The organism is Actinoplanes sp. SE50/110, from assembly GCF_900119315.1.
In the GTDB taxonomy this organism is placed as follows: Bacteria; Actinomycetota; Actinomycetes; order Mycobacteriales; family Micromonosporaceae; genus Actinoplanes.
Map to the genome: position 1 here is coordinate 5,212,768 of NZ_LT827010.1, position 21,499 is coordinate 5,234,266.

The window sequence follows — 21,499 nt, forward strand, 5'->3', positions numbered from 1 at the left end:
TATCCCCAACGTTCTCAACCCGGTGCCGTCCCGGCCGATCTCCCCGGTCATGCGCATCCTGATCCTGAACTGGCGCGACCTCAGCCACCCCGCGTCCGGCGGCGCCGAGGTGTACACCGAGCAGGTGCTGCGCCGCTGGGCGGCGGCCGGGCACCAGGTCACCCTCTTCGCCGCGGCGGTGGCGGGGCGCCCGGCGGACGAAATCCGCGACGGCTACCGGATCGTCCGGGCCGGCAGCCGGTTCACCGTCTACCGGGAGGCACGGCGCTGGTGGCAGCGGCACGGCCGGGGCCGGTTCGACGTGGTCGTCGACGAGACCAACACGGTGCCGTTCCAGGCGCACGAGTGGGTCGACGACGGCGCGCGGACGATCGCGCTGGTCCACCAGACCTGCGAGGAGATCTGGCACATCAACGCCCCGCCGCTGCTGGCGCACCTGGGCCGGCACCGGCTGGAGCCGAACTGGCTGCGGCGGCTGGGCGGCAGCCCGATCCTGGCCGTTTCCGAGTCGACCCGGGAGGCCCTGGCCCGGTTCGGCGCGCACGACGTGACCGTGGTGCCGGAGGGCTACGAGCCACCCCACCCGCTGCCCCACCCGGCCAAGGAGGACCGGCCCACCGCCGTGTTCTGCGGTCGGATGGTGAACTACAAGCGGCCCCGGGACGTGATCCGGGCGGTGCTGCTGGCCCGCGCCGCGGTCCCCGGCCTGCGGCTGTGGATGCTCGGCGGCGGGCCGCTGCTGGACCGGCTGGCCGACGAGGCGCCGGACGGTGTCGAGTTCTTCGGCCGGGTCAGCGAACAGGACAAGCACGACCGGATGGCCCGGGCCCACGTGCACCTGGCCGCCAGCGTGCGGGAGGGGTGGGGACTGGTGGTCACCGAAGCGGCCGCGCTGGGCACGCCGACGATCGCGTACGACGTGCCGGGGCTGCGCGACTCGACCCGGGCGGCGCACGGGATCGTGGTGCCGCCACACCCGGAGGCGATGGCCGAACGGCTGGCCGACGCGCTGCCGGGCTGGGTGCGCCGGGCGCCCGAACCGCTGCCCTACGGCGGCGCGCACTCCTGGGACGAGGTCGCCGCCGCGCTGCTCACCGCCGTCGAGCGGGAGGCCCGCTGCCCTCGCGGCCCGATGCGGGTGGCGGCCTGACCGGCGCTCAGTGGCAGCGCGCCGAACCCTCGTCCTCGGTGACCCGGCCGGCCTCCAGCGGATGGAACGCCCAGTCGTACGAGGCGGGGCGCAACGTCAGCGCGAGCACGCCGTGGTGGTCGTAGTCCGCGTACGCGCCCGGCGGGGCACCGGTGGCGGCGGTGCCCTCCGGGCGGTAGTGCGCCTGGCCACCGGTGCCCACCACGAACTGCCGGACACCCTCCGGGTCCACCACCCCGTCCGGGTTCAGCGGCTCGAAGCGCTGGTAGTCCGCCTCGTGCCCGGACAGCACCAGGTCCACCCGGCGCCGGTACAGGGTGCGATACAGCTCCGCGGTCCGGTCGTCGGGTCCGGCGATGCCGGTCGACCAGCGTGGATGGTGCCAGGCGGCGAGCACGCAGCGACTCGAGGTCGCGGCCAGGTCGGCGTCGAGCCACGTCTGCTGCGGTGACCCGGAGCCGCAGCCGCCGGGCACCGCGGAGCAGTTGGAGTCGAGCACCACGACGTGCCAGCGGCCGATCTGCTGCGACCAGTAGCCACGCTTGTCGAGGATTCGGTCGCCGAAGTACGCGGTGAACGACGACGCGTCCTGCACCTTGTACTCCTGGTTGCCGTAGACCGGCACAGTCCGGTCGCGCAGCCGCCCGAAACTCGGGCCGTACACGGTGCGGAACGCCTCGGCGGTCGGCATCTCGTACTGCACGTCGCCGAGGGCCAGCAGGGCGTCCGGGCGCAGCGCCACGGCGATGTCCGAGACGGCCTGCTGACGGCACCGGTCACCCTGCTCCCGGGTGGCCCGCTTGAGGTCCGGGTCCGCCGGGTCGCACGCCATGTCACCGACGGCCACCACGGTCACCGTGTCCGGCCCGACGATCAGGCGGCGGCTCGCCGGCGTGCTGACCACCACTGCCGCCAGGACCGCCACCAGCAACCCGATCGCACAGAGCACGGTGTGCCGCCGGGCCCACCGCATCCGCCGCCGGGATCGCTCGCCGAGCAGCCGGCGCACGAGGGCGGTCATCGGCGGGGCCACTTCAGGAGCCGCCACGGGAGCCGGCGGCGCCGCCGGTGCCGGGCGGTCCAGTCACCTGGCCGGCCGGCGGGCAGGCGGACCCCGTACATGTACGCACCGGCCACCACGACCGTGACCGGCAGCAGGTAGAAGGCGTAGCGGGCGATCCGGGCCGGGCCGTAGGACAGCGCGAACCCGCCGCCGCCGGGCAGTCGCCAGCCGCTCATCCAGCCCTGCAGGGTCACCTTCGTCGCGCCGGGGATGCCGGTCAGCCGCCACCCGGGCGCCGCGCTCTCGGCCAGGGCCAGCATGGTGGGTCCGGAGGCGGTGAGCGTGCCGGCGAAGTGGGCCGGATCGTGCCGCGTCCAGTCCGCCGACGAGGCCGGCGTCGCGGCGGTCTGCCGGACCAGCACGACGGCCGAGGCCGAGGCCACCGGACGCAGCCGGACGCCCTTGTACTCCACCTGGGACTGCTGCTTGCCGGCGAGATCGCGCAGCCCGTACAGGTAGAGACGGGTCTCGACGGTGTCCGGATCCGGCGGGATGAACGTCTCGTAGCGGGTCCAGCCCTGATAGACGGCCACCGACGGCAGCTTGCGGCACAGGTCGGGTCCGCGCAGGAACAGGCAGAACTTCGGGTTGCGCACCGCGACGCTGCGCGCCTGCAGGGACAGCTCGTAGAGGGCCGAGGCGCCGAGGACCCCGGCGGTCGCCCCGATGCAGGCCAGGTGGCTGACCGCCTTCAGGGTGTACGTGGTCTCCCCGTCCACCCCGGTCTGCGCCTCGGCGGCCAGCCCGGCCTGCTCGGCGGTCTGGTCGTCGTAGCGGTAGCAGTCCTCCAGCGGCTCGAACGGGGACAGCACCGAGCCCGCCTGCCCGCCGTCGACACGCAGCTCGTGCCGGCCCGCGGTGAGCTCGACGGCGGTCTCCGGCACCGACGGCGGCCACACCTCCCGGCTGCCGACCTGCTCCAGCGCCTGGACCTGGACGCCGCGATACTCGGTGACGGTCCGGGGTCCGAGTCTGCGGATGGCGTCGGCGTGCAGGATGATCTGCAGCTCGCCGCCGGCGTCCATGGTCACCACACCCTCGTACGGGATCCAGTCGTCGCTGAGCGAGGGCCGCGCGGACAGCTCGCAGCCGGCGGCGCCGGACTGCCACAGGCAGATCTGCGGCCGGGCGCCGGACACCCGGTGATACTCCAGGCGGACCCGGTAGATCTCCCCGGGCGACGCGCCACTGACGATCAGCCGGGTGCAGGCGGCGTGGTCGGCGGCGGCGAGCGTGACGGTCCGGCCCTGCTTCGTGTCGCTGACCTTCGCGGAGAGGCCGAGCTCGCGCCACGGCCGCGGCTCGTAGCTGTTGCAGTCGAAGACCGGGCTGAATCCGCTGACCTTCGCCGGCTTCGCGGCGGCGGCCAGCAGGGTGAGGCTGGTGGCCGCGCCGACCGGCACCGGCGCCGGCTTCGCGACATCCACCGACACGGTACGCCGGGTGCCCGCCCGGATCGCCAGGACTCGACGGCCGGCCGGCAGCGGCACCCGCAGCTCCGGGCGGCGCGAGACCGGCCGCCCGTCCACCTTCACCACGGTCGGGTCGGCCAGCACCAGGTCACCGCCGTCCACCCGGGGCACCAGCGCCGGGGCGGCCCGGGCCCGCTGGGCGACCGTGTAGCGGCCCGCCGGCACGTCGACGGTGGTCACCGGGGACCCCTCGTCGACCGCCGGGACCGGCCAGTACACCACGTCCGGGGTGACCGCCGGGTGGTCGTCGACCTGGGGACTGGCCGCGGCCACCGAGGTGTCCCGGCGTGCCGCGATCGCGGTCCGGGTGTCCACCGTGCCGAGCACCGCGGCGCCGGCCTCGGGGCGGGCCGGGGCGTCCAGCACCCGATCGTAGGTCCGGACCGTCGGGTCGGCACCGTCGCCGAGCCGGAAGACGTCGAGCAGGCCCCCGCTCTCCAGGGTGGCGCCGGGCACCCGGGTCATCGCGGCGGCCAGCAGCCGGTCGTCGGCGAAATAGCGGTTCGGCAGGCCGCGGACCAGGTCGTGCCGCACGATCACCCGGCTCGCGCCGATCGCGTCCAACAGCTTCGGCACCGCGGTGAGGTCCCCGGCCAGCAGCGCCGCCTCGACCAGCCGCAGGTGGGCGGCGAAGCCGGGCACGTCACCGAAGTAGCCCTCCGGTTTCGGCTGCACCACCGGATGCTTGATCAACAGGTTCGCGATGCTGTCCGCACCGAAGAAACCCCAGGTGGTCGGCATCTGGTAGTAGTCGTCGAGGGGCAGCACCAGCACCTTGCCGGGGCGCGGATCGGCATCGATGCGCGCGGCGGTGTCCCACCACTGCTGCGCCACCCGGACGTGCATCGACGGCTGGCTCGGGCGCTCGTCCGGCATCACCCCGCCGGTGTAGATCGGGAAGGGGTAGGCCAGCACCAGCAGCAACGGGATGGCCGCCGCCGCGTAGGCGTAGGGGCGCCGTCGGGGCACCACCCGCCGGACCACGGCCGGCATCCCGGCCACCCCGATCGCGAGCATCACCCCGAAGAACGACACGAGCAGCTGCCCGAGCTTACTCATCGGCTCGCGGAACAGCCAGAACCCGGGCGCGTGCAGGTACAGCAGCAGGTTCACCCTGGCCAGCGGCGGACGCAGCCCCTTGGCCAGGAAGACGAAGACCAGGATCACCGCGAGCAGGCCCAGCGCGACCCGGCGCAACCGACGCGGAGCCAGCAGCGGGGCCGCGAACACCAGCGCCGGCAGCAGATACCGGATCCAGATCCACCACGGCCGGTCCAGGTCGGCGGCGAACGGCAGGTACTGCGGCAGGAACCACGCCCAGTTCGCCACCATGGTGAGGATGTTCGGCGGCAGGTTGTTCACCTGCGACCAGGACCAGTTGGTCGGGTCGGTGAAGGTCGCGTTCGCGGTGGCGCCGCCACCGCCCACGAAGCTCTGCGCCAGTGGTACCAGCCACCACGCGTTCAGACCGATCACCCACGGCACCGCCGCGACGAACCATTTGATCAGCCGGCCCGCCGCCCGCCGGCCGAGCAGCAGCGCGGCCAGGGCCGGGGTGCCGGCCACCGCCCAGGCGTAGGCGACCACCAGCATCGGCGGGTTGAAGCTCAGGAACGAGGTCGGCATCAGCGCGAACCCGGCGATCGGGGCCGGAACACGCCGGCCCTGGGCGACCCGCATCGCGACGCCGGTGACGAACGCGACCGACCCCACCGAGATCACGTTGAGCGGGTTCGGCAGCCGGGTCAGGAAGAACCCGTTGAGCATGCCGAACGACCCGGCCACCACGATGCCCGGCCCGGAGCGCACGAACGCGCCGGCCAGGTACGCCACACCGAAGCCGACCAGCCCGTAGATGCAGGTGTAGAAGAGCCACTGGGCGGAGTACTCGGTCAGGCCCACCTGCCGGCACAGCCAGATCAGCAGGAACTCGAAGGCCCGCGCCATGGTGTAGCCGGCCGACCCGGCGCCGGTCAGCTGGTGATTCCAGGACCAGGTCATCTCCGGTGCCCAGCCGCGCCTGATGAACGCGCCCATGTCGCCGCCGGCGATGAACGTGCCGGTCCGGAACCAGCGGCTGACGATGAGCACGTCGATCGCCAGCACGATCAGATACGGCCGCGCGGCGAGCAGGGCCGCCCGGTTCAGCGGGCCCCTGATCAATCCGCGGTGTCCCCGTGCCGCAGGCCGAACAGGCCCAGGGGCACCGCGGCAGCGGCCAGCCCGAGCCCGACCAGCACGGTCCAGAACACCAGATCGGTCAGGCCGAGGGCATGCGCCGGGCCACAGGCGGCGAACAGCCCGGCGGCCACGGTGAGCGCGCGCCGGCACAGCCGGTCGGCCAGCTCCGGCAGGTGCCAGGGGCGCCGGTGCCGGCCCGGTGCCGTCCGCACGCCGGGCGCGGCGTGGTCTAGCGACACGCACACCTCCGGACATCTTCGGACACCCTTCCCATCGGCGGCCGCGCCGACCGGCTGAGCGCGGGCCCCGCGGTCGCCCGGCTCAAGCCCGGCTCAGGAGGTGGGCAAGCTTGACCCGGAGGCGTTCCGCTACCCGGTCGGCATGCCGCACTCTCGATGCATGCTCAAGCTCGCCGCCGCCCGCCGCATCGTCGCCGCCATGCTGATCCTGCTCGGCGCCTGCGCCTCGCTGCTGGCCGTCGCCGGCCCGGCCGCGGCCGCGGTCTCCAGCAGCACCGACAAGCTGGTGCTGACCTGGGCCGAGGGTGGCAACCAGCTGCGGGTCACCGGGTTCGGGTACCGAGCCCGGGACCTGGTCGAGGTGCGGCTCGGCAGCAGCCCGATCCAGCAGACCCGCGGCGACGAGAACGGCCGGATCGAGGTCGACGTGCCGCAGTCGCTGGTCGGCACCGGCGCGTCCGGCACCAGCATCGTGCTGGCCGGTCGCTCGGCCTCCGGAGCCGCCCGGGTGCTGGTCTCCGCGGTTCCGCCGCAGGCGACCGGACGCGGCCCGGTCGAGGTCCTGCCCTGGGCCCTGGGCGCGCTCGCCGCCGTCACGCTCGGGCTGGGTGCCCGGTTGCGGCGCCGCAGCGGTCACCCCGTCGCGGCTCCCGGTGGTTACCGCGGCCGCCGCCGGCTCGCGGTCTGAAACCGGATCGCTCCCGACTTCCACGGCATTTGCCCCCAAGCTCGCCGAGCCTGGGGGCACGGGCCTGCTTCGGGTCTGACTTCCCCGCGAAAGGTCAGCGCATGGGATATGCGGCGCGCACTCTCGTCGAGGCGATCCCCGTCGCCGCGGCGATCCTGGATCCCGACGGCCGCGTGCTGCTCGCCAACCGGCAGTGGTCCGGTGGCAACGGCGAGCTCTATCCGGCCGAGGGTGGGTTCCTCACCGCCGCGCCCGGGCCGTGCGGCGCCCACCGCGGCGTGCTCGAGGCGGTGTGGCGGGCCACCCCCGGCGCCGGCGCGGCGGAGCTGTGCTGCCGGTGCGCCGAGGACATCGTGCACACGCTGCGGGTGGCCCCGTTGACCGGGCCCGGCGGCGAGGACCAGCGGCTGGTCACCGTCGTCGCCGAGCAGTGCCGGGACACCGCGCGGTCGCAGTTCCTGGCGCTGCTCAGCCACGAGGTGACGACCCCGGTCACCACCGTCGTGGCGGCCGTCGACCTGCTCCGGGCGCAGCAGCTGGACCAGGGCGTCCGAGAGATCGCGGACGACATCCACTACTCGGCGAAGGCCCTGGAGACCCTCACCGAGAACCTGCTCGACCTGGCCCGCCTGGAGACCGGGCGGCTGACCCTGACCCGCGAGCCGGTGCCGATCCGGGAACTGCTCGAAGGCGTCGTGCAGCCGCTGCAGTCGCAGGCCCGCAACAAGGGCATCCTGCTGCTGGCCGCGCCCGCGCCGCAGCTGCCCGCGACGGTGGCCGGCGACCCGGTCCGGCTGCGCCAGGTGCTCACGGCGCTGGTCGGCAACGCGGTCAAGTTCACCGCGTCCGGCGAGGTGGTCGTGCTGGCCGAGCCGGCCGCCGACGGCAGCCTCCTGGTCACCGTCTCGGACACCGGGCCGGGCATCCCCGAGCCGCAGCAGGCCCGGCTGTTCCAGCCGTTCACCCAGGCCGACTCCTCGGCGGCACGCCGGCACGAGGGCGCCGGGCTCGGTCTGGCGCTGGCCGCCCGGCTGGTCGACCGGATGGACGGCGCCATCGAGGTGGAATCCCGGCCGGGCGCCGGGGCGCTGTTCCGGGTCCGCCTGCCGCTGCCCGCGGCGTCGCCGGACGGCGACGGGCAACCACGGCCGCTGGCTCGCCGCCGGGTCGCCGTGATGGCGCCGTCCGACCGTTCGGTACGGGCCCTGACCTGGCTGCTGGCGAGCGCCGGCGCCGAGCCGGTCCCGGTGACGTTCGCCGATGTCACGGGCGCTCTGCCGGACGTCGACACGGTGCTGTGGTGCGACGACGCGCACGATCCGGCGGCGGTGCGGCGCGCCGACACGGTCATCGGTGCGCTCGGTCCGGACGGACGGGCGCTGATGATCAGCACCACCGACCCGCGCACCGGGATCGTCCGGCGGCCCGGGGTGCTGACCGCCCCGCTGGTGCTGCGCCGGCTGGTCGCCGCGCTGAACCGGGAGCGCACCGGGGTCCGCGGCGCGCCGGTCACCGTGCCGCCGCTGCCGGGTGGCCGGGTGCTGCTGGCCGAGGACAACGACATCAACCGTACGGTCTTCCGCCGCATGATCGAGCTGATGGGCGTCACGTGCGACGCGGTGCCCGACGGTGCCGCCGCGGTCGAGGCCGTTCTCGGCGGCGACCCGTACGACGTGGTGCTGATGGACGTCCAGATGCCCCGCACCGACGGGCTGGAGGCGACCCGGCAGATCCGGGCGGCCGGCTCGCCGACCCCGATCCTGGCCCTGACCGCGACCGACCCGGCCGACCTGGCGCTGTGCCTGGCCGCCGGGATGAACGGGCGGCTGAGCAAGCCGATCACGCTGCCCGAGCTGCGCAGCGCGCTGCGGCCGTACCTGACCCCCGGCGCCGACCCCGGCGTCGACCACCTGATCACCCGCTTGCAGACCGGTGACGAGAAGTCCCGGGTGATGGCCTGATGAACCGCCACGACGAAAGGCCCACGGTGTCGAACAACGTTGTGTCGCCCGGCACCGAGCTCGCCGAGCTCCGCGCCGAGCTGGACCGGGAACGTCGCCGCAACACCGAGCTCGAGCGCACAGTGGCGGAGCTGCGCACGTTCGCCAGCGACGTCAGCCACGACCTCAAGGCCCCGCTCGCCGGCATCTGCGGCTACGCCCAGCTGCTGGAACACCTGGACGTCGGCTATCCGCGCCCGGCCGAGTACGACGAGTTCGTCACCGAGATCACCCGCTGCACCGTCCGCATGCGGCAGCTGATCGACGACGTGCTCACCTACGCCACGACGCAGGAGTCTCGGCTGCACCTGGCCCCGATCGATCTGGCCGCGCTGGTCGACGACCTGGTCGCGGACACGGCCGAGCTGGTCCGCCCGGCGCCGCAGGTGCGCCGGGACGCGCTGCCCGCCGTGCGGGGCGACCACGGCATGCTGCGGCGGCTGATGGAGAACCTGGTCGGCAACGCCATCAAGTACGTGCCGCACGGCGAGATCGCCCGGGTGCATGTCGCGGCCCGGCTGCTGGACGACGACATGGTCCGGATCGAGGTGACCGACCACGGCATCGGCATCCCCGACGGACAGCACGAGGCGATCTTCGAGGAGCTGCATCGGGCGCACCCCGACGCGTACCCGGGAAACGGTCTCGGTCTGCCCATCTGCCGCCGCATCGTGCAACGCCTGGGCGGCGCCATCGGCGCCGACCCGCAGTTCCGCGGCGGCGCGCGGATCTGGTTCACCCTCCCCCTGGCCACCACACCGGGCGAGCCGCCCGTGGTGGCCGCTCCCGAGCTTGACCTGAGCCATACCCCCGCCTGAGGCCGGATTGAGGTTGCCAGCCGATGAACACCCCCGACGAAAGCTGCCCGGAGAAGAGGTCCGCATGGACAGAAGACGACTGCTCGGCGCGGTCGGCGTTCTGACGACAATGGCGACGAGTCTCGTCGCCACGCCGGCCGCGGCCCTCTCCGCCCTGGCCGCGCCGAAGAACCTGACGGTGGCCCGTGCCGCCGACGACGTGCACCAGATCAAGGTCGGCTGGATACCGGTCACCGGTGCCGACCACTACGCGATCGACATCCTGGCCGGCGACGTGGAGACGGTTCTCGACCTGCCGGCCACGGCGACCGGCTACACGATCGACGCGCCGAACCCGTGCACCGCGTACAAGGTGCGGATCGGCGCGGTCGACGCGGCCGGCACGGTCGCCAACACCGGCTTCTGGTCGCTGCGGGCGCTGACGCCGAGCGCGGTGATGGGCATGGCGCCCACCCGCATCGACGAGGGCACCACCGCGGTGGCCACCTGGCGCGAGCCGGCCTGGACCGGATACACGCCGCTCACCGGCTACCACTCGGTGTTCACCCGGCTGTCCGACGGCGCCGTGCTGGCCGACCAGACGAGCACCGGCCTGTCGTTCACCTACCCGGGGATCGACCCGAGCCGGGCCTACACGCTGGCGGTGACCACGGTCAACCAGTACGGCGCCTGCGTGACCGCCAAGTCGCTGCTCGACCGGTTCCGGCCGGCGGACCCGACCGACCTGGTCGTGAAGCGGCTCGCGGAGGCTCCGGGCACCGTCTCGGTGAGCTGGACGCCGCCCGCGAACGGTCCCGCGCCGACCTTTTACCAGGTCGGCTACGGGATCGACAAGGTCACCAAGACGCTGAAGCTGGACACCTCGGTGACCGCCACCACCCTCGCCCTCGCCACCGACAAGGCCTGGATCGTCGAGGTGAAGGCCTACAACGACAACGGCGGCAGCAGCGCGGTCAGCGGCTCCGTCCCGGTCTTCGAGGCCTCCGGCAGCCCGCCGGCAACGGACGCGACCTGGCCGTCCACCAGCACCGTCGTGGACAACGGACCGGACCGGACCCCGCCGAGCATCACCGCCACGCTGTCCCAGAAGCCGGTGAACGGCTGGTTCCGGACGCCGGTCACCATCCAGTTCACCTGCGCCGACGACAGCGGCACGGTCGCCGTCTGTCCGGCGCCGATCCTGGCCAACACCGACGGCCTGGCCCGGCGTTTCGCCGGCACCGCCAAGGACGCGGCCGGCAACACCACCACCACCACGCTCACCCTCAAGGTCGACCAGAAGGCTCCGTCGATCACCGCCACGGTGCTCGGCACCAAGAACGCGGCCGGCTGGTACACCACCGCGCCGACCATCCACTACACCTGCGCCGACGAGACCTCGACGATCGCCAGCTGCCCGGCGGACACCGTGGTCAGCGCCGGCAAGGCGGACCAGAAGATCAGCGGCATCGCGTCCGACAAGGCGGGCAACACCGCGACGGCCACCGTCGTGCTCAGCGTCGACCCGACCACGCCGAAGATCACCGCCTCGGTCACCGGCGACGTGTCCCCCGCCGGCTGGTACACCACCGCGCCCACCGTGCACTTCAGCTGCTCCGACGGCACCTCCGGGGTGGTGGCCTGCCCGGCCGACGTGTCGGTCAGCGCCGACGGCGCCGGCCAGAAGGTCAGCGGCACGGTCACCGACCGGGCCGGCAACACGGCGGCCACCTCGGTCACCGTGAACGTCGACCAGGCGGCGCCGGGCGTCACCACCACGGTCTCCGGAGCCACCGCCAACGCCGGCGGCTGGTACCGGACCGCACCCACGGTGCACTTCACCTGCACCGACGAGACTTCCGGGGTCGCCACCTGCCCGGCTGACAGCACGGCAGCCGCCGACGGCGCCGGACAGGTCCTGGCGGGCACCGCCACCGACCGGGCCGGCAACACCGGCAGCGGCTCGGTCATCGTGAACGTGGACGGGACCGCACCCACCATCTCGGCCGCCGTGCTCGGCGCCACCGCCAACGCCGGCGGCTGGTACCACGACGCCCCGACCGTCCACTTCACCTGCACCGACACCGGATCCGGCGTGGCGTCCTGCCCGGCCGACATCCCGGTCGGCACCGACGGCGCGGGTCAGGTCGTCACCGGGACCGCGCTGGACGCGGCCGGCAACACGGCGGCCACCTCGGTCACGGTCAACGTCGACCGCACCGCGCCGGCCATCACCGCCACCGTGCTCGGCGCCACCGCCAACGCCGGCGGCTGGTACCACGACGCCCCCACCATCCACTACACCTGCACCGACACCGGATCCGGCATCGCGTCCTGCCCGGCCGACACCCCGCTGACCGAGGACGGCACCGCCCGCACCCTCACCGGCACGGCCACCGACCTGGCCGGAAACAGCGCCACCGTCACCACCACGGTCAGCCTCGACCGGGTGGCGCCGAGTATCGGCACCACGATCAGCGGCGGCACGGCGAACACCAACGGGTGGTACAACACCGCCCCGACGATCACGTTCACCTGCGCCGACGACCGCTCCGGCGTCGCCGCCTGCGGCACCGGCACCACGGTCGGCACCGACGGCGCCGGACAGAAGGTGACCGGCACGGTCACCGACCGGGCCGGGAACACCGCGAGCACCGGTACCACGGTGAACCTGGACCGGGTCGCGCCGCAGATCACCGCCACGGTGACCGGCAGCGCGAACCGGGCCGGCTGGTACACGGCCGCCCCGACGGTGAAGTTCACCTGCACCGACGACCGCTCCGGCGTGGTCACCTGCCCCGCCGACCAGGTGGTCACCGACGGCGCCGCCCAGAAGATCGCCGGCACCGTCGCCGACCGGGCCGGGAACACCGCGAGCACCGGCACCACGCTCAACGTCGACCGTCAGGCCCCGGTCGTCACCATCGCCGGCGCGACCAACGGCGCGGTCTACGGCCCGGACGCCGCGCCGGTGGTCACCTGCGTCACCGCGGACGCGGTGTCCGGTGTCGCCGGCAAGGCCACCCTGTCCGACTACGAGAGCTACGGCAAGCACACGGTGATCTGCTCCGGTGCCGTCGACAAGGCGGGCAACGCGGCCCCCGCGGTCCAGCTGACCTACAGCGTCAAGCCGACGATCGAGTGGCTGATCGCGCTGACCCACAAGGATCTGCCCCGCGCATCGGCGGTCACGCTCAAGCAGCTGGACGCCGACCTGATGGGACACCGCTGGACGGCGTACACGGCTCGGGTGACGGCGCTGTCGCTGGGCGCGAAGCCGGAGTTGACGGTGGCCGACGCGACGACGCTGGTCTACTGGGCGGTGATGCTGCCGTTGTACTACTGATCCACTGATGCGGCTGAGATGGGCCGGGGCTCGCGGAGTCCCGGCCCATCGTCGTCGTACCCGCCCGGCCACGCCGGACCAGCACCCATACTGGGGCTCATGACCCGAACCCCCGCGCTGTCGGTGGTCGTGCCGGCCTTCAACAGCGCCGCCCTGTTGCGGGAGTTCCTGACGTCGTTCCTCGGCTCGACGTACCGGGACTTCGAGATCATCGTGAACGACGACGTCCGGTCGGCCGACGAGACGCCCCGGGTGGTCGCCGAGTTCCGCGACCGCGGACTGGACGTCCGCTATCTCAAGGAGAACCGGTCGATGGCGCAGGGCCGCCGGCGCGGCGCGGCCGAGGCGACCGGCGAGGTGCTGCTCCACCTGGACACCGACATGATGATCACACCCGGCCTGCTCGGCGAGTGCGCCGACCTGCTGGCCGGTTCCTACGACGCCGTGGTGATCCCGGAGGAGTCGTTCGGCACCACGTTCTGGGCACGCTGCAAGTGGCTGGAGAAGAAGTGCTACGACGGCGTCGCGCAGATCGAGTCGCTGCGCTGCCTGCGCCGCGACGTCTACGACAAGCTGGGCGGGCACGACGAGCGGATGGTCTTCTCCGAGGACAAGGATCTCGACCTGCGGGTACGCGCGGCCGGCTGCCGGGTCGGCCGCACCCGCAACTTCCTCTACCACAACGAGGGCGACCTGCGGCTGTCCCGCACGCTGCGCAAGAAACTCGGGTACGCGGCGACCGCCGACGTGTTCGCGCGCGTGCATCCGGAGGCGTTCCGGTGGCAGGCCAACATCCTGCACCGGTTGGCTCTCTACCTGCGCAACGCCCGCTATCTGCGGACCCACCCGCTGCTGTACGGCGGGATGTGGCTGATGAAGATCAGCGAGTTCGCCTTCGGCGCGATCGGCCACCTCCGCGGCCGGGCGCTCGCCACGGTCCGCCCGGCGGTCCGCGCGTGACCCGGGTCGCCCACGTCATCGCCGAGTTCTCGGCCCGCGAGGCGATGGGGCGTACCGTGACCGAGACCGTGCGGCGGGTGCCCGGCGAGCATCACCTGATCACCACGCACGTCGTCGACGGCGCCGAGGTCTTCGCCGGCGCGCACGAGCTCGGCGGCCCGCTGGAGACGTTCCCGCTGGGCCGGTCCGCCCCGCTGAGCGCCGCGCTCGCCGGGATCCGCCCCGATCTGGTGCACCTACACGCCGGCGCGCTGGGGCCACTGATGGCCCTGCACCCGGCGCTGCGGCCGTACCCGAAGGTGCTGACGGTCTACGCCTGGCCGACGCTGCCCGGCCCGGTCGCCTGGCGCCGCAGCGGCCTGGCCGAGATGTGGTCGTCGAATGTGCTACGGCCACGGGTGGCGCTCACCACCGTGCTGCCGGTGCCGCTGGCGGCCGCGGCCCTGCGCCGGGCCGGCGTGACGACCGTGCTGACTCCCGACCCGCGGGTGGCCGACCGCCTGGGCCGGCCCGGCGGCCCGGCGATCGTCCGCTACGCGTGTGGCGCTCCGGACGACGACCGCCGGGCCCGCTTCGACCCGGACCACCCGGTGATCGTCTTCGCCGGCCGCGCCGAGACGGTCCGCGGCCTGGACACCCTGCTCGACGCGTTCCGGGCGGTGCGCGCCGAGGTGCCGGGCGTGCGGCTGCGGCTGCTGCTCATCCCGCGGCCCGAACTCCCCGCCATCCTGGCCCGGGCCGGAGCCGCCGGGGACGCGATCGACGTGGTCACCGACCCGGTGCCGGACCTGCTCGGCGAGTTCGCCGCGGCGCAGGCCGGCGCGTGGCCGTTCAAGTTCGACTACACCACCTCGCCGCCGGCGATGGCCCTGGTCGAGGCGATGGCGGTGGGCCTGCCCGTGGTCGGCACCGACGTCGCCTGCGTCCGGGCGGTCCTCGAACCCGGCGTCAACGGCCTGTCGGTGCCCCCGGCCGACCCGCGCGCGCTGGCCCGGGCCCTGATCCGGTTGCTCACCGACGAGCCGGCGTGGCAGCGGTACGCCCGGGCCGGGCGCGCGTCGGCGCGCGACCACATGGGCTGGGACCGGGCGACGGCGCTGACGGCCGACGCCTACCGGTCGGTCCTCGGCGGTCTTGCCGACCGGCTGACCTCGGGATGAGCTGTGCTTGAGGTACGACCGCCATGCTCAGTGCATGCCGACCTCGCAGCTCACCGCCCCCGCCGCCACGCTCCGCCCGGCCGCCGCCGTCGTACCGGGCCCCGGCCGCGGCGCCGTCGACCTGACCCTGGTGCTGCCGCTCTCCGGGCCCGCCGCCACCCTGCGCTACCTGATCGAGCGCCTGGCCGAGGCGCTCTACGCCCAGTGCATCAGCTTCGAGCTGGTCGCGGTGGCCGACACCGATGTCGCCGAGCTCAGCGACCTGCCGCTGGCCCGTACCGTGCACGCCGCCCGGCTGGACCGGGAGGCGTCGTGGCAGGCCGGCGTCTCGGCCGCGGAGGGCCGGTGGATCGGTTTCCTGGACGTCGCCGACTGTGCCGAGCTCGACGCGTACGGCTTCATCGAGCTCCTGCACCAGGCCCGGGAGAGTGCCGTTTCCGCCTGAGAGATGTCCCGTCCGGCCTTGGATTCCGGCCGGCGCGGCCGATCAGAGGTCAGTAACGATCCACCCGTCACCGGAGGTGCCGTGTCCAAGCCACGTGCGCTCGTCGTCGAGGACTCGCCCGAGTTCATGATGATCTGCCGTCACCTGCTGGAGAAGGAGGGCTTCGAGGTCCTCGCCGCCGGTGACGGTGCGGAGGCGGTGGAGCGCGCCCAGAAGCAGCGGCCCGACATCGCCATCCTCGACCTGGGCCTGCCGGACGTCGACGGCATCGAGGTGTGCCGCCAGATCCGCCAGTTCACCGACGCCTACATCATCATGGTCACCGGGCGCACCGACGAGGTGGACAAGGTGGTCGGGCTCTCGGTGGGCGCCGACGACTATGTCACCAAGCCGTTCTCGCCGCGCGAGCTCGCGGCCCGCATCCAGGCGATGCGGCGCCGGCCGCGCGCCACCACCCAGGCCCGGCGCGAGGCGGTCCGGGAATACGGCGAGCTGCGGATCGACCTCGAGGTGCGGGAGGTGTCCCGGGCCGGCGAGGTGCTCGAGCTGACCAAGATCGAATTCGACCTGCTGGACCTGCTGTCCTCCGCGCCGCGCCGTACCTTCACCCGCCGCAAGCTGCTCGAGGACGTCTGGGGCGACAACTTCTTCGGCGACGACCACATCATCGACGTGCACGTCGGTAACCTGCGCCGCAAGCTCGGCGAGTCGGCCTCGGCGCCGCGGCACATCCGTACGCTGCGCGGCGTCGGCTACCGCTTCGAGCCCTGACCGCCGCTCACCGGCGTCGCCGCCGGGGCGCGTGGGCCGCCTCGATCACCGCGGCGACCAGGGCGGCCAGGCCGGCGCCCGGTTCGCCGGAGGTGTCCACCACCAGCTCGGCGCGGCGGGCCGGCCGTTCGGCGAGCAGCCGGCGGAACCGCTCCTGCTGCGCGCGCTGCTCGTCCAGGCGACGCTCCGGCTTGCGGCGGTGGATCACCTCAGCCGGCGCGTCCGGCAGCACCAGCAGGTCGGGCGCGGGCAGCATCCGCTCGGCCAGCCGGGCCGCCGCCGAGCCCGGCCACGGGGAGTCCCGCAGGTCGTACACCCAGCGATCGGCGATCACGACCTGCCGCCGGGCGAGCGCCGGCGCGACCGTGCGCAGGTACCGCCAGCCGTACTCCCCCGCGTAGAACCAGGCCGCCATCCGCCGCAACCGGGCGTGATCGAGCGGCCCGGCCGTCGTCCGCTCGGCCGTCATCGGCTCGGCCGTCGTCCGCTCGGCCGTCGTCCGCTCGGCCGTCGTCCGCTCGGCCGTCGTCCGCTCGGCCGTCGTCCGCTCGGCCGTCGTCCGCGGAGTGCCTCGATCCTGCGGAGCGGTCCCCGTCTGCGGCGCTGTGGAGCCGACGCCGAGCAGACGCCGGGCGAGGGCCACTCCGGGCAGGTTGCCGCGGGCCATCCCGAAATACGCCGTGGCTGTGGCGAACCCGTGGTCCCGCAGTCGTTCGTGCAGCGCCCCGGCGACCGTCGACTTGCCGGACCCGTCGGTACCGACCAGGGCGACCACCACCCCGCGCGTGCGCAGACCCAGCGGCCCGGCGGACCGGCCGGCCGGCAGCACGCCGTGCCGCTGCGCCCAGGTGGCACCGATGGTCCCCGGCCCGAGACTGCGGGCGGCCAGGCGCAGCCGGGCCCGGCGCGGCAGGCCCGGATCGGGTCGGGCACCCCGCAGGGCCGCGATCAGATCCGCCGTAACCCGGGCGCCGAGCTGCCGGGTCAGCCGTCCGGCCAGCGCCGACAGGTGCGCCGCGTCCGCCTCGGCCCAGGCTCCCCGAGCCTCGGCGAGCCGGCCGACCTCCGGGATCCGGCCCCGCAGAACCGGGCGGACCAGCAGATCGGCGACGGCGGCCGCGCCGGTCAGCCGGCAACTGCCCGGATCGTGGGTCACCTCGGCCGCCGGGACCAGCAGAACCGGCCCGACACGCAGGTCACCGTGGGTCACGTCGACGATCGCGGGTCCGCTGCCGGTCAGCACCGCGAGGCTGGTGTGGCGCAGCCGGCGCGGGTCCGCCGGCGCGGCGATCACCGCGCAGGGGTACCGGCTCATCAGCGCGGCCACCGGGCCGGGCCCGGCGCACCAGACGTCGAGATCGCTCGGCCCGGTGCCGGCACACCAGCGCTGCGGCGCACCGGTCGCGCCCTGCCACGCCCACGGCAGGCCGGCGTCGGTGAGGACCGCGGTCAGGGTGTCCAGCACGTCCGCCCGGCTCGGCAACGGGGTCAGCAACTTATCGGTCATTTGTCACGATTATTCCGGCCGACACGAGAACATGAGCGACTTTCGGCAGCATCGCCGCTGACCCGCCGATAGGTACGCCGTGCAGTTCGATTCCGGCCGCGGCCGCGGCTTCCTGCTCCGCGCCGCCGGCCCGATCGCGCTGGCGGTGGCGGTGCAGAGCGCCGGTAACCTCGCCTTTCACGCCCTGGTCGGCCGGCTTCTCGAGCCGGCCGCGTACGGGGCACTGGGCGCCGTGCTGGCCGCCATGGTGATGCTCGGCATCCCGCTCGGCGCGCTGCAGACCGCCGCCTCGGCGCACGCGGCCACGCACGGCGCCGGGCGGGCCACCACGTTGCGCAGCCTGCGAGCGGTCACGCTGTGGACGCTGCCCGCCGGACTGCTCACACTCGCCGGCGCGCCGCTGCTGAGCGGCTACTTCCACCTCGACGGGCTGGGCGAGGCCGCGCAGCTCGCCCCGTACATCTTGGTGGCGGCGCTGCTGGCCACCGCGCGCGGACTGCTGCTCGGCGACCGGCAGGTGTCCACGGTCGCCGGCTCGTACCTGGCGGCCACCGTCGTACGGCTGGCTCTGGGGGTTGCCCTGACCGTGCCCTTCGGCGTGGCCGGCGCCCTCACCGCGACACTGTTCGGCGAGGTCGCGGCCCTGGTGACGGCGGCCCGCCGACTCACCCGCCGTCCGGATCCCGGGCCCGGCGTCCGGCTGCGGCCGCGGGCCGTGGGCGGCGCGGCCGTCGCGGTGACCGGCCTGTTCCTGTTCTCCACCGCCGACCTGCTGCTGGCCCGGCACCACCTGGCCGGGACCGCCTCCGGCGCATACGTCGCCGCCGCGACCGTGGCCAAGACGGTGCTCGCCCTGCCCGCCGCGGTCATGTCGGCGGTGTTCCCCCGCCTGGCCGCGGCGCACGACCGGCCCGGTCGGGCCCGCGCACTGCGCACCGCGGTCGCCGCGGTCGGCGGGCCGGCCCTGCTCGGCGCGGCGGTCGTGGCGGCCGCGCCCGGCCTGGTCCTGACCGTGCTCTACGGCGACCAGTACGCCGGCGCCACCACCCTGGTCCGGACCCTCGCCGTGGTCGCCGGCGTCACCTCGGTGGTGACCGTGCTGACCAACGCCGCGCTGGCCCGCCACTCCCGCGCCACCTGGCTGCCGTGGGCGGGCGTCGCCCTCGAGGTCGGCCTCATTCAGCTCTGGCACGGCTCGCCGCTCGCGATCGCCGCCTGCTCGGCGGCGGCGCTGCTGCCCACCCTGCTGGTGGTCGCGGCGACCGAGATCCGCGCCTGGACGCGCCGGTTGCCCGCGCCGGTCGAGGGCAGCCACCTCACCGAAGGGGTCCCCGCATGAGTTTCGCCGCCCGCACGCTGGTCGAGGCCGTCGCCGGCCCGGCCGCGATCGCCGACGAGCACGGCCGGATCCTGGTCGCCAACTCCCGCTGGCCCGGCCCCGCCGAAGGCGAGCCGCTGACCGCCGGCGACCCGGGATGTCCCGCCCACGGCCGGCTGCCCGAGCTGGTCCGGGCGGCCCGACCCGGGACGACCACCGCACCGGCCTGTCACTGCGGCCCCGATTCCGCCGCCACGGTCCGGGTCACCGGCCTGGAGAGCACGTGCGGCGCGCACCGGCGGCTGATCACCGTGGAGACCGCGGTGGCCGTCGACGGACGGCAGCAGTTCCTGGCGCTGCTCGGCCACGAGGTGCGCACCCCGGTGACCACCGTGGTCGCCGCCATCGATCTGTTGCGTGCGCAGAGTCTGCCGCCCGACGTCCGGGAGACGGTCGACACCGTGCACCGGGCGGTGCGCAACCTGCGGGACCTCACCGACGACCTGCTGGATCTGGCCCGGTTGGAAACCGGGTCGCTGGTGCCGCGGGTCGCGCCCACAGCGGTGCGCGACGTCCTGGAGAGCGTGCTCGAACCGTTGCAGCAGGAGGCGCGCGACCGGGGGCTGCTGTTGCTGGCCGCGCCCGCGCCCGAACTGCCGGCGGTCGTCGAGGCCGATGCCGACCGGCTCCGCCAGATCCTCGCCGCCGTGGTCGGCAATGCGGTCCGCTTCACCGAACGCGGCGAGGTGGTGGTGACCGCCCGGCCCGACGGCACCGACCACTACCGCCTCGAAGTCGCCGACACCGGGCCGGGCATCGCGGCCACCGACCAGGAACGCATCTTCGAACCGTTCGTGCAGGCCGGCTACTCGGCGGCACGCCGGCACGAGGGGGCCGGGCTCGGCCTGCCGCTCGCCCGGCGGCTCGCCGCCTGCCTGGGCGGGACCCTGACCGTCAGCTCGGAACCCGGACGCGGTTCCCGCTTCGCGATCACGCTGCCGTTGCGGCCGCTGCCGGGCCCGGTCCCGTCGGCGCTGCCGCTGACCGGGCGCCGGATCGGGATCAGCGCGCCGACCTCCCACTCCCGGCAGGCGCTGTCCTGGCTGGTCACGGCCGGCGGGGCGGAAGCCGTCCCGCTCGACCTCGACGACCTGACCACCGGCCGGCCCGGTGTCGACACCGTGCTGTGGTGCGACGACGCCCACGACCCGGCGGCCGTGGACCGGGCCGAGATGATCCTGGCCGCGCTGGGCTCCACCGGGCGGGCGCTGTTGCTGAGCGGCACCGACCCGCGCACCGGCGTGGTCCGCCGGCCCGGCCTGCTGAGCGCGCCGGTCACCCTCGACCGGCTCGTCGCCGCGCTCAACCAGCAGCGCACCGGCGTGCGGGGCGCGCCGGTGACCCTGCCGCCGCTGCCCGCCGGCCGGATCCTGCTCGCCGAGGACAACGAGGTCAACCGCACCGTGCTGGCCCGCATGATCAGCCTGCTCGGCGTCGACTGCGACACCGTCGGGGACGGGGCGGCCGCGGTCCGCGAGCTGCTCGGCGACAACCGGTACCAGCTGGCGCTGATGGACATGCAGATGCCCGGGATGGACGGCCTGGAGGCGACGCGCCGGGTGCGCTCGGCCGGTTGCGTCGTGCCGGTGGTGGCGCTGACCGCGACGGCGCTGCCCGAGGACCGCGCCCGATGCCTGGCCGCCGGCATGGACGGCTACCTGACCAAGCCGATCACCCTGGTGGAGCTGCGGCGGGCGTTGGCGCCCTACCTGACCCCCACGGAGCCGGCCGCGCCTTCGTCGCCCGCCGCGCCGACATCCACTCCGGCCGCGCCCTCTTCGCCCGCCGCGCCGACATCCACTCCGGCCGCGCCCTCTTCGCCCGCCGCGCCCTCTTCGCCCGCCACGCCTTCTTCGCCCGCCGCGGACGGTGCGCCGGTCGCGGAGCCGGAAGGCGCCGGCTCGCCGGCCGCACCGGTCTCGGAGCCCGGCGCCGAGGTGCTCTCCCGGGCCCAGCTAAGCGACCTGGAAGCCCAGCTGGAAGGCCGGGAACTGGTCGCGATGACCGTCGGCACCTTCCTGACCGAGCTCGACGGCCGCCGGCAAGCCATGGCCGGCGCTCTTGCCGAATCCCGCCATGACCGGCTCGGCGCAGTCGCACACACGCTGAAGTCGTCCAGCGCGCTCCTCGGCGCCCAGCCCTTGGCCGACGCCTGCGCCCGAGTGGAACGCCTGGCCGCCGCGGCGGTGGACATCGCCGTACTGGCCGCCGCGGTGAGTGAGGTGGACCGCGCCGCCGGGGCCGCCGCGATCGCCATGGCCGGCTACCTCAACGAGAGCTGACAACTTCAGCGCCTGTCCTCCGCCGGATGACACCCGGTCACAACAGGTCGCATCGAAGAC

At 74.2% G+C, this 21,499-nt stretch carries 15 protein-coding genes; 11 read left to right on the top strand and 4 right to left on the bottom strand.

What is annotated here, in order from left to right; translation table 11 throughout:
- The first annotated feature begins 49 nt into the window (after positions 1–49).
- Positions 50–1,150 (top strand): glycosyltransferase family 4 protein, encoded by a 1,101-nt coding sequence (locus ACSP50_RS23415; RefSeq protein ID WP_014691757.1) that lies wholly within the window; start codon positions 50–52, stop codon positions 1,148–1,150.
- Between the two features lie 7 nt (positions 1,151–1,157).
- Here the strand turns inward: ACSP50_RS23415 and ACSP50_RS23420 are convergent, their stop codons facing one another.
- The 3 genes from ACSP50_RS23420 to ACSP50_RS23430 are packed head-to-tail and all read right to left on the bottom strand — an operon-like array spanning position 1,158 to position 6,105.
- A complete protein-coding gene (locus tag ACSP50_RS23420; protein ID WP_014691758.1) occupies positions 1,158–2,171 on the bottom strand; it encodes a metallophosphoesterase in 1,014 nt (337 codons plus the stop codon).
- Complete coding sequence (locus tag ACSP50_RS44850; protein WP_014691759.1) at positions 2,168–5,848, bottom strand: hypothetical protein; 3,681 nt, start codon at positions 5,846–5,848, stop codon at positions 2,168–2,170. Before ACSP50_RS44850 ends, ACSP50_RS23420 begins: the two co-directional genes overlap by 4 nt.
- A complete protein-coding gene (locus ACSP50_RS23430) occupies positions 5,845–6,105 on the bottom strand; it encodes a hypothetical protein (RefSeq protein WP_014691760.1) in 261 nt (86 codons plus the stop codon). Before ACSP50_RS23430 ends, ACSP50_RS44850 begins: the two co-directional genes overlap by 4 nt.
- 100 nt (positions 6,106–6,205) lie before the next feature.
- On the opposite strand from ACSP50_RS23430, the gene ACSP50_RS23435 reads away from it, so the two are divergent.
- The 8 genes from ACSP50_RS23435 (at position 6,206) to ACSP50_RS23470 (ending at position 16,272) form a co-directional block, all read left to right on the top strand.
- The gene (locus tag ACSP50_RS23435) at positions 6,206–6,793 is read left to right on the top strand and encodes a hypothetical protein (RefSeq protein ID WP_014691761.1); all 588 of its coding nucleotides are present in this window, start codon (positions 6,206–6,208) and stop codon (positions 6,791–6,793) included.
- Positions 6,794–6,894: 101 nt separating this feature from the next.
- The gene (locus ACSP50_RS23440) at positions 6,895–8,754 is read left to right on the top strand and encodes an ATP-binding protein (RefSeq protein WP_014691762.1); all 1,860 of its coding nucleotides are present in this window, start codon (positions 6,895–6,897) and stop codon (positions 8,752–8,754) included.
- Positions 8,755–8,780: 26 nt separating this feature from the next.
- The gene (locus tag ACSP50_RS23445) at positions 8,781–9,611 is read left to right on the top strand and encodes an ATP-binding protein (protein WP_231956697.1); all 831 of its coding nucleotides are present in this window, start codon (positions 8,781–8,783) and stop codon (positions 9,609–9,611) included.
- Positions 9,612–9,675: 64 nt separating this feature from the next.
- Positions 9,676–12,936, top strand: a complete 3,261-nt coding sequence (locus ACSP50_RS44855; protein WP_014691764.1) for a Neogenin — start codon at positions 9,676–9,678, stop codon at positions 12,934–12,936.
- A gap of 99 nt (positions 12,937–13,035) precedes the next feature.
- Entirely contained in the window at positions 13,036–13,896 is an 861-nt protein-coding gene (locus tag ACSP50_RS23455; protein WP_014691765.1) for a glycosyltransferase family 2 protein, read from the top strand.
- On the top strand, positions 13,893–15,056 hold the full coding sequence (locus tag ACSP50_RS23460; RefSeq protein ID WP_014691766.1) for a glycosyltransferase family 4 protein: 1,164 nt from the start codon (positions 13,893–13,895) through the stop codon (positions 15,054–15,056). Before ACSP50_RS23455 ends, ACSP50_RS23460 begins: the two co-directional genes overlap by 4 nt.
- A gap of 34 nt (positions 15,057–15,090) precedes the next feature.
- The gene (locus ACSP50_RS23465) at positions 15,091–15,501 is read left to right on the top strand and encodes a hypothetical protein (protein WP_014691767.1); all 411 of its coding nucleotides are present in this window, start codon (positions 15,091–15,093) and stop codon (positions 15,499–15,501) included.
- Positions 15,502–15,582: 81 nt separating this feature from the next.
- The gene (locus ACSP50_RS23470) at positions 15,583–16,272 is read left to right on the top strand and encodes a response regulator transcription factor (RefSeq protein ID WP_014691768.1); all 690 of its coding nucleotides are present in this window, start codon (positions 15,583–15,585) and stop codon (positions 16,270–16,272) included.
- A gap of 7 nt (positions 16,273–16,279) precedes the next feature.
- On the opposite strand, the gene ACSP50_RS43505 is transcribed toward ACSP50_RS23470, so the two are convergent.
- Complete coding sequence (locus ACSP50_RS43505; RefSeq protein WP_014691769.1) at positions 16,280–17,779, bottom strand: hypothetical protein; 1,500 nt, start codon at positions 17,777–17,779, stop codon at positions 16,280–16,282.
- A 79-nt stretch (positions 17,780–17,858) separates the two neighbouring features.
- Between ACSP50_RS43505 and ACSP50_RS23480 the strand changes: the two genes are divergently transcribed.
- Positions 17,859–19,118, top strand: a complete 1,260-nt coding sequence (locus ACSP50_RS23480; protein ID WP_014691770.1) for a lipopolysaccharide biosynthesis protein — start codon at positions 17,859–17,861, stop codon at positions 19,116–19,118.
- Positions 19,115–21,439 (top strand): sensor histidine kinase, encoded by a 2,325-nt coding sequence (locus ACSP50_RS23485; RefSeq protein WP_014691771.1) that lies wholly within the window; start codon positions 19,115–19,117, stop codon positions 21,437–21,439. The genes ACSP50_RS23480 and ACSP50_RS23485 overlap by 4 nt, the downstream gene beginning before the upstream one ends.
- The last annotated feature ends 60 nt before the right edge of the window (positions 21,440–21,499 follow it).

Bases quoted from the DNA above. Each gene is read 5' to 3' on its own strand.
- ACSP50_RS23485 (WP_014691771.1), top strand. From the start codon at position 19,115: ATGAGTTTCGCCGCCCGCACGCTGGTCGAGGCCGTCGCCGGCCCGGCC.
- ACSP50_RS23440 (WP_014691762.1), top strand. From the start codon at position 6,895: ATGGGATATGCGGCGCGCACTCTCGTCGAGGCGATCCCCGTCGCCGCG.
- ACSP50_RS23415 (WP_014691757.1), top strand. From the start codon at position 50: ATGCGCATCCTGATCCTGAACTGGCGCGACCTCAGCCACCCCGCGTCC.
- ACSP50_RS43505 (WP_014691769.1), bottom strand. From the start codon at position 17,779: ATGACCGATAAGTTGCTGACCCCGTTGCCGAGCCGGGCGGACGTGCTG.
- ACSP50_RS44855 (WP_014691764.1), top strand. From the start codon at position 9,676: ATGGACAGAAGACGACTGCTCGGCGCGGTCGGCGTTCTGACGACAATG.
- ACSP50_RS23465 (WP_014691767.1), top strand. From the start codon at position 15,091: ATGCCGACCTCGCAGCTCACCGCCCCCGCCGCCACGCTCCGCCCGGCC.
- ACSP50_RS23420 (WP_014691758.1), bottom strand. From the start codon at position 2,171: ATGACCGCCCTCGTGCGCCGGCTGCTCGGCGAGCGATCCCGGCGGCGG.
- ACSP50_RS23455 (WP_014691765.1), top strand. From the start codon at position 13,036: ATGACCCGAACCCCCGCGCTGTCGGTGGTCGTGCCGGCCTTCAACAGC.